Source organism: Labrys sp. ALF-8 (assembly GCF_059699065.1).
Genome location: NZ_AP048537.1, coordinates 4,226,618 through 4,239,519, shown reverse-complemented (window position 1 = coordinate 4,239,519; position 12,902 = coordinate 4,226,618). Strand labels below are relative to the sequence as shown.

The 12,902-nt window shown below is 63.5% G+C and carries 11 protein-coding genes; 1 reads left to right on the top strand and 10 read right to left on the bottom strand.

The features are described 5' to 3' along the window. Positions 1 to 15: 15 nt before the first annotated feature. The 4 genes from AC6H34_RS19400 to AC6H34_RS19385 all read right to left on the bottom strand — a co-directional run bounded on the left by AC6H34_RS19400 (position 16) and on the right by AC6H34_RS19385 (position 4,257). On the bottom strand, positions 16 to 918 hold the full coding sequence (locus AC6H34_RS19400) for an ABC transporter permease (protein WP_448148285.1): 903 nt from the start codon (positions 916 to 918) through the stop codon (positions 16 to 18). 1 nt (position 919) lies between these two features. Continuing rightward, positions 920 to 1,861 (bottom strand): ABC transporter permease, encoded by a 942-nt coding sequence (locus tag AC6H34_RS19395; RefSeq protein WP_448148286.1) that lies wholly within the window; start codon positions 1,859 to 1,861, stop codon positions 920 to 922. 81 nt (positions 1,862 to 1,942) lie between these two features. Continuing rightward, entirely contained in the window at positions 1,943 to 3,223 is a 1,281-nt protein-coding gene (locus tag AC6H34_RS19390) for an ABC transporter substrate-binding protein (RefSeq protein WP_448148287.1), read from the bottom strand. A 44-nt stretch (positions 3,224 to 3,267) separates the two neighbouring features. Then, entirely contained in the window at positions 3,268 to 4,257 is a 990-nt protein-coding gene (locus AC6H34_RS19385) for an ABC transporter ATP-binding protein (RefSeq protein WP_497539918.1), read from the bottom strand. A 379-nt stretch (positions 4,258 to 4,636) separates the two neighbouring features. Between AC6H34_RS19385 and AC6H34_RS19380 the strand changes: the two genes are divergently transcribed. Continuing rightward, entirely contained in the window at positions 4,637 to 5,311 is a 675-nt protein-coding gene (locus AC6H34_RS19380) for a GntR family transcriptional regulator (RefSeq protein ID WP_497539793.1), read from the top strand. On the opposite strand, the gene AC6H34_RS19375 is transcribed toward AC6H34_RS19380, so the two are convergent. The 6 genes from AC6H34_RS19375 to AC6H34_RS19350 form a co-directional block, all read right to left on the bottom strand. Continuing rightward, complete coding sequence (locus AC6H34_RS19375) at positions 5,294 to 6,622, bottom strand: MmgE/PrpD family protein (protein WP_497539792.1); 1,329 nt, start codon at positions 6,620 to 6,622, stop codon at positions 5,294 to 5,296. The two genes, AC6H34_RS19380 and AC6H34_RS19375, sit on opposite strands and share 18 nt — an antisense overlap. Before the next feature lie 50 nt (positions 6,623 to 6,672). Then, positions 6,673 to 8,901 carry an MGH1-like glycoside hydrolase domain-containing protein gene (locus AC6H34_RS19370; RefSeq protein WP_497539791.1) on the bottom strand — a complete coding sequence of 743 codons (2,229 nt, stop codon included), beginning with the start codon at positions 8,899 to 8,901 and terminating at the stop codon, positions 6,673 to 6,675. A gap of 1 nt (position 8,902) precedes the next feature. Continuing rightward, entirely contained in the window at positions 8,903 to 9,958 is a 1,056-nt protein-coding gene (locus AC6H34_RS19365; RefSeq protein ID WP_497539790.1) for an ABC transporter ATP-binding protein, read from the bottom strand. Next, on the bottom strand, positions 9,945 to 10,724 hold the full coding sequence (locus AC6H34_RS19360) for an ABC transporter permease (protein WP_448148292.1): 780 nt from the start codon (positions 10,722 to 10,724) through the stop codon (positions 9,945 to 9,947). The genes AC6H34_RS19365 and AC6H34_RS19360 overlap by 14 nt, the downstream gene beginning before the upstream one ends. Positions 10,725 to 10,734: 10 nt before the next feature. Then, complete coding sequence (locus tag AC6H34_RS19355; RefSeq protein ID WP_497539789.1) at positions 10,735 to 11,613, bottom strand: ABC transporter permease; 879 nt, start codon at positions 11,611 to 11,613, stop codon at positions 10,735 to 10,737. Positions 11,614 to 11,729: 116 nt separating this feature from the next. Further along, on the bottom strand, positions 11,730 to 12,797 hold the full coding sequence (locus AC6H34_RS19350) for an ABC transporter substrate-binding protein (RefSeq protein WP_448148294.1): 1,068 nt from the start codon (positions 12,795 to 12,797) through the stop codon (positions 11,730 to 11,732). Positions 12,798 to 12,902: the final 105 nt, after the last annotated feature.

The window sequence follows — 12,902 nt, the reverse complement described above, 5'->3', positions numbered from 1 at the left end:
GCTGGCGCTTTTGGACTACACCATCCCCTTGCCCGCGTCCGAGCCCTGCTTGCGGCGATGGTTCTGCACCAGCAGCATGGCCGTCACGGCGCACAGGATCACCAGCATGGAGATGCCGGTGGTGACGGTGCCGAGCGCATAGATCACGGGCGTCGTCACGGTGGTCGTCATGCCTTCCAGCTGCAGCGGCAGCGTGTTCTCCGATCCGATCGCCTGGCTGGTGCGGGCGATTTCGTCCCAGGACAGGGTGAAACCGAACAACGCGACGCCGACGAGGGAGGGTGCGATGATCGGAAGCACGACATGGCGGAAGGTCTGCCAGGGCGTGGCGCCGAGATCGCGCGCCGCCTCTTCATAGGCTGGGTTGAAGCGGTTGAACACGGCGAACATGATCAGGAGGCCGAAGGGCAGCGTCCAGGTCAGGTGAGCGCCGAGGCCGGAGGTGAAGATGCCGACGATGGTCTGGTAGTTCTCCTGGATCCACTCGATCTCGTAATTATCGCCAATCGCCTTGATGGTGTCGTCGACGATGCGGAACTCCAGTGCGATGCCGAGCGAAACGATGATCGAGGGCAGGATCAGGCTGGCGATCGCCGTGTAGAACAGGAAGTTGGAGCCGTGGAAGCGCCGGCGAAAGGCCAGCCCCGCCATCACCGATATCACCACCGTGAGGAAGGCGACCAGCAAGCCCAGTTGCAGCGAGCGAATGAAGGCATCCCCGACATAGGCGACGCCGATGCCCTGGAACAGATTGTAGAACCAGTGCAACGACACCCCGTTCATCGGAAAGGTCAGGCCGCCGTCCGGCCCCTGGAAGGACAGGATCAGGATGGTGATCGTCGGCCCGTACAGGAACAGCACATAGAGCGCGAAGACGACGGTGAGGATATAGAAGGTGAAGCCTCGTCCCTCTCTCATGTCAGAGCTCCTTCCGGATATCGACGAAGCGTACCATGGCGGCGATGATCATCATGACGACGGCGAGCAGGATGATGGCGTTGGCGGCGGCGATGGGAAACTGCAGATAACCGATCTGCACGTTGATGACCTTGCCGATCGAGGCAATCTGCTGCCCGCCCATCAGGCCGATGGTGATGAAGTCGCCCATCACGACGGTGATCACGAAGATCGAACCGATGGTAATGCCCGTCTTGGAGAGCGGGATGATGACGTTCCACAGCGTCTGCCAGCCGGTGGCGCCATTGTCATAGGCAGCCTCGATCAGCGATTTGTCGATGCGGGACATCGAATTGACGATCGGCACGATCATGAACACCGTGTTGAGATGCACGAAGGCGAGGATCACGGAGAAATCGGAATAGAGCAGCCAGTCCTGCGGCTGGGACGTAATGCCGGCGCTCATCAGCATCTGGTTGACCAGCCCGTTGCGGCCGAGCAGCGGGATCCAGGAAATCATGCGGATGACGTTGGAGGTCCAGAACGGGATGGTGCAGATCAGCGCCAGCACGAGGCGCGTGGTGGGGCTGCGCACCTGGAAGGCAATGTAGTAGGAAACCGTGAAGCCGATCACCAAGGTGGCAATCCAGACGATCAGGCAGAATTTCAGGGTGGAGAGATAGGTCTTCAGGGTGGTGCACAGGTCCGGAAGGCTCACCACGCATTTGTCGAAGACCTCCGTGTAGTTCTCGAACTTGAAGGCCGGCTCGATCGAATATTCGGTGTAGTTCCAGAAGCTTACGATGAAAGTCGCCAGCAGCGGCAGGATGAAGAAGACCAGGAAAACCAGGCTCAGCGGTGCAGCCTGCCAATAAGGCGCCCAGCGTGAACGGGTGGGCTTGCCGGCCCGCACACGCGGCGCAGCGGAAACGGTGGTCGAAGCTGTGGCCGTGGTTACCGCCATGGAGAACCTTTCAGGAATGAAGGTTTCCTTCTCCCCCAAGGGGAGAAGGGGCTCGCGTCAGTGGGCGTCAAGTGGCTGGCCTTACGCGGCGATGAACTCGTTCCACTTCTTGACCATGTACTCATTCTCGTCCATGACCGCGTTCCAGCAGGCCACGGCGCCCATGCGCTCCTCGTAGGAGCCACCGTCGCGGGTGGCGCCGGCCTTTTCGAGCAGGCCGCCGTCCGGACCATGGATGTCCTTTTCGGCAGGCTTGCCTTCCATCCAGTAAGCCCACTCGTAAGGCTCCATGTGCTCCTTGGCGGTGTCGAGCACGGCCGAATAGTAGCCCTGGCGGTTGAGGTAGGCGCCGGCCCAGCCCGAGAGGAACCAGTTGATGAACTCATAGGCGGCGTCGAGCTGCTTGCCCTTCAGCGTCTTGGGCAGGGCGAAGCCCGAGGCCCAGGCGCGATAGCCTTCCTTGAGCGGCTGGAACTTGCACTCGATGCCCTTGAGGCGCACGGCTGTGACGGCCGGCGACCACATGGACTGGATCACGGTCTCGCCCGAGGCCATCAGGTTGACGCTCTCGTTGAAATCCGACCAGAAGGCGCGGAACTGGCCTGCCTTCTTGGCCTCGATCAGGGTCGCGATCGTCAGGTCGATCTCGTCCTTGGTCATGTTGCCCTTGTCGGCATATTTGTGCTTGCCGGAGGCTTCCACAACCATGGCGGCATCCATGATGCCGATCGAGGGGATGTTGAGGATGGCGGCCTTGCCCTTGAATTCGGGATTCAGCAGTTCGGACCAGCTCTCGATCGGGCGCTTGATCAGGTCGGGACGGATGCCGAGCGTGTCCGCGTTGTAGGTGGTGGGGATCAGCGTGATCCACTCGGTCGGATCGGCCGAGAACTTCTTGGAATGCTGCCCTTCGAGGTAGAACACCTTCTTGGGCGCCGTGCCCTGGTCGCCGATCTTCTTGCCGTTGATCTCGCCCTTGGTGATCACGGTGGCGAGCTTATCGACCAGCTTGATCTTCTTGGCGTCCATGCCCATCAGGTTGCCCGACGGCACCAGCTTCTTGAGGCTGAAATACTCTGTGTCGACCAGGTCGAACGAGTTGGGCTGGGTGATGATGCGCTTGGTGACGTCGTCCGTGTCCACCGAGACGTACTGGATCTTGACGCCGATATCCTTGAAGGCCTGCTCGGCAATCGCCGGGGCCTGGTTGGTGGCGGTGGACAGATAGCGCAGCGTGATCGGATCGGCCGCATGCACGGCGGGGGCTGCCAGCACGCCGGCGCCGGCAGCAGCACCCGCCAGCGCAATGCCTCCCTTCAGGAGGTCGCGGCGCGAAAGGCCGCCCTGTTGGTCTTTCTTCATCTACAGTCCCCTTCTCGATCGGATTATCTTTTGAGCGCGGGCCCTCAGTGGGCACCGCCTTCAAGTTGGTGGGCGTCCGACGGCGCCCACGAAAGCGTGGCTCGCTCCCCCTCCTCGAAGGGGTGAGACAGGAAAAGCTGCTCTGGCACCATGGCCGTCATCTCGCCGCCACGGTCGTCCTTCACCTGCACGGAATAGCCGGTGCCGGCGAATTCGATGCCGGTCGCGGTCACGAAGCGGCTGGCGGCCGTGGCCTCCCCCTCGCCATGGGCGAGACTGACGCGGTCCTGGCGGACGGCGATGGCGCGATCGCCGAGGTCGATGACGTTGTGCCCCCCCACGAAACGGGTCACGAAGGCTGTGCGCGGGCGGTTGAAGACGTCTCCGGCCGTGCCCTGCTGCTCGATCCGGCCATTGTTCATCAGCACCACGAGATCAGCGAGCGCGAGCGCCTCGTCCTGGCTGTGCGTGACGTGCACGAAGGAAATGCCGAGGCTCTTCTGGAGGCGCTTCAGTTCGCCGCGCACCCGGATGCGCAGGAAAGGATCGAGAGCGGAGAGCGGCTCGTCGAGAAGCAGCGCGGAAGGCTGGGTGATGAGGGCTCGGGCAAGCGCAACGCGCTGCTGCTGGCCGCCGGACAACTGCGAAGGGAGGCGGTCGGCGAATTTCTCCAGTTCCACCACCTTGAGCATGGTCCTGGCCTTTTCGAGACGCTCCCGCTTGGCGACGCCCTTCATCTTGAGGGAGAAGGCAACGTTCTCGGCGACCGACAGATGAGGGAAGAGGGCATAGCTCTGGAACATCATCGCCGTGCCGCGCTTTGCTGGCGCGAGGTCCGTGACGTCGATATTGTCGAGCAGGATATCGCCGGAGGTCGCGATCTCGTGGCCCGCGAGCATGCGCAGAGACGTCGTCTTGCCACAACCCGAGGGACCGAGCAGGCAGCAATAGGTCGCCGCCGGAATCTTCAGGTTGATGGCATCGACGGCCTTGGACGAACCATAGGCCTTGGTCACGGACGCAAACTCGATCAGCCCCTTGGCAGTGCCTGTTTCAGTCGCGGTATTTGCCACATCCAACCTCATTCAGGATTGTCGACAATCCCTATGCATGGGCCGTGCCAAATGAAATTTCGTGATTCATCAACGCACTAAGAATTACTCCAGGACGGCTGCCAAAATATTGTACGTCGATGTGCAACATATTTGAGCAGTTTCGCCAGATATAGCTTCATGCTGCATCGCCACAACGTGTCAGCGATTGTCGACAATGAACATTTGACCGTCTTGACAAACGCCACTCGGCAGGCGTGAGATGTAATACTGGCGACTGTCGACCGCGACTCGATCCACGGAACGATTGCGTTCGGCCTCGTTAAGCTTTTCATTCTGCAGTCATGGCCTGCTGGGGATCATGCTCGACATCGAGTATTCTGGGCTGCCGTCCAACAAGTCCTCCGGTCTTCAGACCGAGAGGGAGATATTTGAACGTATTCTTGGCGCCATTGCCGAGCGCCGGCTGCCGCCCGGTACCAAGCTCACGGAGGAGAGTCTCGTCGAGATCTTCGGCGTCACGCGTGCACGGGTCCGCAAGGTCCTGCTTCTTCTCTCCCAGCGCGGCGTCATCGTGCTCGAACCCAATCGCGGTGCCTTCGTGGCCCAGCCGGGCAGAGAGGAGAGCATCGCCCTCTTCCATGCCCGCCGCGTGATCGAAAGCGAGACTACCGCGCTGGTGGCGGCCCTGCCGGAGCCGGACCACTTGCTCGCCATGGCACGGCTCGATGCCCATCTGGAGGAGGAAGCCGGCGCGCGACTGGCGGAACAACCGGGCGCCATCATCCGTCTTTCCGGCGAATTCCATCGGTTGGTGGCCGAATTGGCGGGCAATCCGGTGCTAACCTCGATCATCGAGAACCTGGTCTGGCGCACTGCCCTGGCCCTCGCGACGCACGCCGCGCGCCATGATACGGACTGCTCGCCGTCGGAGCATGTCGCCATCGTCGATGCCATGCGCGCGGGAGATGGGCCGTGGGCAGTGCATCTGATGATGCACCACCTCGACCACATCGTCCTATCCGTGCAGGAATAGGCGCGAAAACGCCTCGAATCCCTGGCTTTTGTCGGCCGCCCTGGCGCCGATCCAGGCTGCCTCGGCATCCGGCACGCCGTCCGCCATCCGCAGGAACTTCTCCTTCAGGGCCATTTCGGGCAAGGGGTGACCGGGATCGCCGAATGCATCGGTCCTCTCTGCCACGCGAACCGAGCCATTCGTCATGCTCAGTTCGATGCGGCAGGGACGCTCGGTCGGCAGCCGGCGGGTCATCGCCGGATCCTCCACCACCCTGACCCGCTCCGCCAATGCGCGGATGGCGGGATCCCGAAGCTTCTCCTCCCCGAAGGCATCGATCCATACCGACCCATGCATGAGGCGAAGAGCGAGCACGAAGGGGATCGAAAAACGCGCACCGATGGGCGTGACCGGGCCGGTTTCCTTGAGTGCCGATGCGGGAGCGAAGGTCGTGACACGGATCGTCTCGATCTGGAACGGATCGATGCTTGCCTCCGAGAGCATGCCTTCGATCACTTCCAGCGCACCCTGCGTCTCCCGGCAGGACGAGGCCAGCTTGAGGAAGGGTTCGGCGATCAACCAGCGCTCCCCAAGGCCATCCACCAGCTTCTCGTGTGCGAAGCGCGAGCCGGTTACGGAGCCGAAAACCACAGCGATGCCATTGGGTTCGCTGCTCATCCCGGCTTGTACGAGATCGCAGGCAAGCAGGCCGTTCTGGGCGGCGACGCCCGCATAGATGTTGCGGATGGCGCTGCCGCGCAGACTCGCCGTGACGCTGGTCGCGAGGCTGAGGCTCGCGGCGAGTTCCAATGCCGTGAGGGTCGCCTCGGGCGAAAAGCCGCGCAGCCGCGCCACGGCGGCGGCCGCGCCGATCACGCCCCAGGTCCCATGCGGATGCACGGCCGGACGCAAGGTCGTGGCCATACCCGTGCGTGCGCCGGCCTCGTAACCCACCAGCACCGCATTGAGGAACTGTTCACCCGGAAGATCCGGCCGTACGCTCCACTCCGCGAGCGCGGCAGCGACCGCATGGATGGCCGGATGCCCTCCGGCGGCGTAGTTGCCCTCATCGAGTTCGACCGCGGTACCGGCAAAACCTGTCAGGAAGGCGGCGGTCGCCGCATCCGCCTTGCGGGGCTGGCCGAACACGCTCGCCGCACCGGCATCGGCATAGCGGCGCCCGATCGCCTGCACATCGTTCTCCCGCCATCCGGCTAGGATGGCACCGAGCGTATCCGCCAGCACCAGCCCCGTCTGGTGGCGGATGGAAGGCGGGATGCGGTTGATGTCGGTCGACTGGATGAAGGAAGCGAGATCTTCGAAGGCGGGCATGTGAAATCCGTTTCAATTGCGGATATCCCCATGCAAGCACCGGGCCAGATTCAGCACCTCCTGCGCAGCACGAACCGGCGCGGCTCCGGGTGTGGCTTCAGCCTGACATACGTGCCCTGGCTGTCCTCGGTCAGGCTTCCGGACAGGCCGTTCAAGTTCGGTTCGGCGAGTTCCGCGTCATGGAAACCGGGAAAATGCAGGAATGACTCAATCGAGACCGGAGGCAGCCGCATCGAAAGCATCTCCGCCTCCAGCGACAGATGGGTGATCCTGCCCAGGAGGTTGGTGCGCATCAGAACGGCTTCGTTCCGGATGAGCGAGAGATGACGCTCAGCATCGATGACAAGGCGCACCTGGCCGGCCGGGCTGGCGAAGGGACCGAGATTCACGGGCCTGCCGGTATTGACGAGTTCCCAGTCATTCCACAGGCTGACGTCGGTGACGGCGGCGACCCCGAGCTTCGCCATGAGAGCGCCCCAGCTGTAGAAGCTCTCGGTATCCGGCTGGTCCAACGGTTCGCCCGTTTCGGCATTGTAGTTCTCGGGACAGATGCGCTCCCCTTCCCAGACATGGCGGAACAGCGAGAAGCTGTGCTCGGCGAGGGCCTCTGCCCGTCCATCCGCCCCGACGCGCCTCAGGCCCTGGTAAACGAGAAAATTGAACGGCGGCCAGATCCTGCCGCGCCAGTAAGTGTTGTCGGCGAAGGCCGGATCGTCGCGGCTGACGCCGGGGATGATCGGATCACCGCCGAAGGTGGCCGGGTCATCGAGCCAGCCGAACAAACGTTCGGCCTGCTCGGGAGTAGCGGCTCCGGCCAGCAGTGGATAGAAGCTGGTCGGCGCAAGGCTGCGCACGAACGCACCCGAGAAAAGCCGGTTGGCGAAGATGCCGCGACGTTCGTCCCACAGGTGCTCCCGAATGCGAGCGCGCGTGGCCTCGGCTCTCGCGGCGTGGTCGGCGGCATCGTCGGCACGACCCAGTTCCGTGGCCATCAGGCCGAGCATTTCGGCATCGAGCGCAAGCAGGCTGTTGAGACCGACGTCCCAGCCGTCGAGCGTGCGGGTGCCGGGGTCCCAGCGCATCTCGTCGTGGACCGGCGAATTGTCCATGGCCGACTCGTTGCGGGCACCGAAGGACGTACCCTTGTAAAGGCCGTCTCCGACATCCGAAGTTCCGAAGGAGGCGAGGCCGGACCGATTCGGATCGCGTTCGCGCCACCACCAGGCATGATTTCGAGCCAGGACGTCGTAAGAGCTTTCGAGAAGGTCGCGGGAGCGCAGCCGCAGATAGAGCAACCAGACCACGAAACTGCCGATCGGGCTCTGGCTGCGGTCGATCCAGGCATCGTTCGCCGTGAGCAGGCAGGCCAGGTTGCCCTGCGGCGTGGCGTTCGCCAGCGCGACCGCGACGTTCTCGCGCGCCAGCCCGGCGTCGAGCTCTCCCGCCAGGAGGGCGGCATAGAACTGGTCGTTCAGCCACACGCCGAAGCCGCCGAACTTTCCAAGGTCCCAGTTCCGGCTGATCCCCGTGTAGGATCGCCGGTTGATGCCGTCCCACACCGTGTTCCAGGCGACGACGTCGCGCAGCGCGTCCAGCGCAACGGCCGGGCCATCCTCATGCGTGGGCGCGACGGGGACAGCATCAGGCATCGCCAGCAGCGCCTGGGCTTTCACCACGGCGAGATCCTCCCGGTCGGCGACGGCCACGGCGAAGCGATTGTCGCGCATCATTTCCAGGTTGAAGCGCAGCATCAGTACAGGCGCCGAGGCCGCGCGGGACCCCGTGTAGAAATAGCCGTGCGTCTCATAGTCTTCCGCTGCGGCCCGAAGCGAGGCGTGGCCTGTCACCAGCACGGGAGCAGCCTCGCTCACCAGCGCCACGAAACGCTCTCCGATGCGAATGATGGCTGCCCCGGCCACGGAATCGTAGCGAGCGTCGCTGCCGTCCGCCGAGAAGCAGAGGTTGATCCAGAAGCGAAGCCCCCATTCGCCCGTCCCGACGGTTCGCCAGGTTCCCACCAGGCCATAGGGATCCGGCTTGAGATAGCGCCAGGACAGGCTCGTGCCGGCATGGCCAAGCTCCAGTTCCACCAGCGAAGCATCGAGCGTATGGCGCCCGAGCTTCACGCCATCGCCGGATCCGAACAGGCTTGCCTTTCCCGTGCTGGCGGCAAAGGCGAGCGGCGTCACCCGCACGCCGAGCGGCAGGAATACCATCTCGGCCGGCCGGCCCGACCAGCTGTTCCACGCCCTGTGCGAGGGGACGATACCGGGGGTCATGTCAGCCAGCCAGAACGACGGTATGGAAAGGCGACCAGGCCAGTCTCATGGCCTGGCCCGGGACGATCTGCCGTAGCTCGCGGTTCTGCGACAGGATCTTGATCTCGGTACCATCGGCTCCCGCCGCCAGGAATGTCGAGACGGCACCGGCGTAGATGATCTCCCGCACGGTCACGGTGTAGCTGTTTTCACCCACTTCAGGCTCGCCCTCCCCTACGATGCGCATTTTCTCCGGCCGCACGGCTAGCGTGACCTGCGTCCCCGGCTGCGGCAGGGCGTCGTCGGTGCGAATGAGGCTGCCGGCGACGTCGACACCCTTCGCCTCGGCCCGGCCCGTGAAGAAATTGGCGTCGCCCAGGAACGAGGCGGCAAAGCGGGTGCGGGGGCGCTCATAGATATCCAGGGGTGCGCCTTCCTGAATGATGCGCCCGCCATCGAGGATCGCCACGGTATCCGATAGCGTCAGGGCTTCCTCCTGGTCATGCGTAACGAAGATGGTCGTCAACCCGCTTTCGCGCTGGATACGGCGAAGTTCGATCTGCATGTCCTGGCGCAGCCTACGGTCGAGAGCCGAAAGGGGCTCGTCGAGCAGCAGGACGCGCGGCTTGGTGACGATCGCGCGGGCGAGCGCGACGCGCTGCTGCTGACCGCCCGAGAGCTGCTTGGGCTTGCGCTGCTCAAAGCCGGTGAGGTGCACCATCTCCAGCGCGCGTTTCGCCTCCCGGCGGGCGGCCTCACCCTTGATACCCTGTCGGTTCAAGCCGAAGATCACATTGTCGAACACGTTCATATGCGGGAACAGCGCATAGGACTGGAACACCATGCCGACCTTGCGCTGCCAGAGCGGGACGTCGGTGACGTCCTCACCGCCGAAGCGGATCCTGCCTTCGTCCGGCGATACGAAGCCCCCGATGATGCGCAGCAGCGTGGTCTTGCCGGAACCGGAAGGCCCGAGCAGGCTCGTAAACTCGCCCGCCCTGAAGGATGTGCTGACCCGGTCCAGCACCCGGAGGGAGCCGTAGCCCTTGCTGATGGAGGCCACCTCAACGCCGATCACGATTTCCTCCCAGGTTGGAGAGTTGGGCGAAGATCAGCACGAGGACGGCCGAGACTCCGAGGAAGATGGCCGAGATCGCATTGATCTCGGGCGTGAACCCCTTGCGGATCGAGGTGTAGATCTCGACGGGCAGCGTGCTCACGCCAGGCGTCGCCAGGAAATAGGAGACGACGAACTGATCGAGGGACACCGCGAAGGCAAAAAGGAGCGCCGCGACGATGCTCGGCGCCAGCAAGGGCAACGTCACCGCGAAGAAGGCATGGACCGGCGTGGAGCCGAGGCTCATGGCGGCTTCCTCGAGTTCCGCGCGCAGGGTCTGCATGCCGGTACCGACGATCAGGACGACATAGGGGATGGCAAGCGCGACGTGGCCGATCAACATCGCATGCAGGCCACGCCCGATGCCCGTCCAGAAGAAGAAGACCAGCATCGCCGTACCCGTGATCAGCCAGGGGATGGCGATCGGCGGTAGCAAGAGCAGCTTGAGCAGGGATTGTCCGCGAAAGCTGCGGCGGTTGAGCGCGAGGGAAGCCAGGGTTCCCAGGGTCGTTGCGACGATCGAGGTCACCAGGGCGATGAGAAGGCTGTTATACGTCGCCGAGAGCAGAGGGCCGTTCCCGGCCAGCACTCTGAACCAGTGGAAGGTGGGCTCGATCGGCAAGGTGTAGAGCGGCGAGGCGTTGAATGCCATCGCCACCATCACCAGGATCGGCAGATAGAGAAAGACCAGGGTGGCGCCGAGGAAGGAGCGGGCGAGCGCGATCATCATGGCCTCCTTACTGCGTTCCCACGCGCCCGGCGAGGACGCGCGAGGAAGCAGCGAAGATCAGGAGGACGACCGCCAGCATCGTGAAGGAGAGCGCGGCGCCGAGCGGCCAGTTGAAGGCTGCGGTGAACTGGTCCTCGATCACCGTGCCCATGGTGACGCCGATGCGGCCGCCCAGAATGCGCGGCTCCATGAAGCTGCCGATCACCGGCACGAAGATCAGGATCGAGCCGGATATCAACCCCGGCAGGCAGAGCGGGAGCAGGATCTTCCAGAACACCATCGGCGTCCGGGCGCCGAGGCTTCTCGCCGCCTCGATCGTCGAGTCCTCGATCGCCGACGCGGAGAGGTAGCAGGTGAGGATCATGTAGGGCAGGTAGGCGTGCACCAGACCGATGATGACGGCGGGAAAGGAGTAGAGAAGCGAGAAACTCGGCGCGGCCGGAATGACGAGGTGAAGGGCGTAATCGAGAATGCCGCCCTCACGAAGCACCATGGTCCAGGAAAAGACCCGCACCAGGCCGTTCGTCCAGAAAGGCAGGATGACGAGCAGGAACAGCACGTGCTTGGAGCGTCCGCTCGTAGCCCTGGAAAGCGCCAGTGCGGCCGGAAGGCCGATCAGGGCGCACAGGCCCGTCGTCCAGAGTCCGATCTGGATGGAGGTCCAGGCGACGTCGAACAGGTATGGACGCTTGATGAACGCGAGGTAGTTGTCGATCGTATAGGTGAGTGGTCGACCCGGGATGGGCGAGGCCTTCAGGAAGCTGAAGAACAGCATGGCGCAGAGCGGCAGGAACACGGCGAGCGTCAGCCAGCCATAGGCAGGCATCAGCAGGGCGGCGGTGCCCCAGCCCTGGCGGAAGCGTCTCGTCGGGGGAGGCGCGGGCATGGCTGTTTCGTCTGCGGTCGACATCATCCTGATCCGGAAGGCGTTCGGGCATGGCGGCGCCATTGCCAAACTGAGTCAGGGCAGGATGCCAAGCCCCTGCCCTTCCTCGCCTTTTTCTACTTGGCGTAGAAGGCCTTCACTTCCTCCCAGAGATCATTGAAGGCCTGACGGCGATCATCCGGCAGGGCGGCCATGAAGGTCAGCTTGGTGAGGTATTCGGCCTTGTGAATCTGCCGGTTGAGATCATCGGCCGGCAGTTGCTCCATCGCGCTCTGGTTGGCCGATGCCGGTGCGCCCGCCTCCTTGGCCCAGGTAAGGTAGAAGGTCGGGTCGATCATGTAATTGATGAACTTGAGCGCATCCTCCTTCTTCGTGCTCGATACGGGAACCGCCAGGCTGTCGAGCCAGCCGATCGCTCCCTCCTTCGGCACGATGAATTCCACCGGCAGATTGTGCTGGCGGATCGAACGGACGGCGGCCCCCGACCAGTAGACCGAGATGTCGAAGGAATTGGCGGCGAAGGCCTTGTTCCATTCGTCCTCGCTGGACCATGTCAGCTTGAGGTTGGCCTTCATCGCCTTGAGGGCGTCGGTGACGGCCTTGAGATCCTTGGGATCGTTGGCGTCCTGGCCGGTCAGCAGGGCACCGATGCCGACCGAGGTGACCGCATCGTCGAACAGAGCCAGCTTGCCGGCATATTTGGGATCGGAAAAGATCGCCCAGCTATCGGCGCTGATGCCCTTGCGGACCGCGAGCGAGTTCATGCCCCAGAGCCAGGCGACGCCGTAGACCTTGCCGTCGACCTTCAGGTTGGCATGTTCCTTGAGCGCCGGCGCGAGCCCCTGGGCATTGGAAATGGCGGTCAGGTCGATGGGGTCGATCAGCCCCTCGCCTTCCGCCTGCTGGGTGCGCGCGCTGTTGATCAGCACCACGTCATAGGCGCCGGGATTGGTGCGCAGCTTGGTGAGCATCTCCGGCTCGGAATTGAAATAGTCGTGCTTGACGGTAATTCCGGTGGCGTCGGCGAAGGCCTTGAGCGCAAAGGCTTCGTCCGTGCCGTAGCCCTTCCAGTTGAGCACGGTGATTTCCTTCGCCTCGGCAAAGCCCGGGCGCGCCCAGGCGCCGGCGAGGACGGCCCCGCCCAGGGCGGCCGTAAAGCGGCGGCGATTGATCTGATAGCTCATGGTTCCGGTTCCCTTGATCGATGGTGACAGCATTACTTTGTTGTTTTGATCCATCTGGGCGTTCGCTTCTCTTGCGAGAGATCCGCCCTATCTTATTGTATTTCC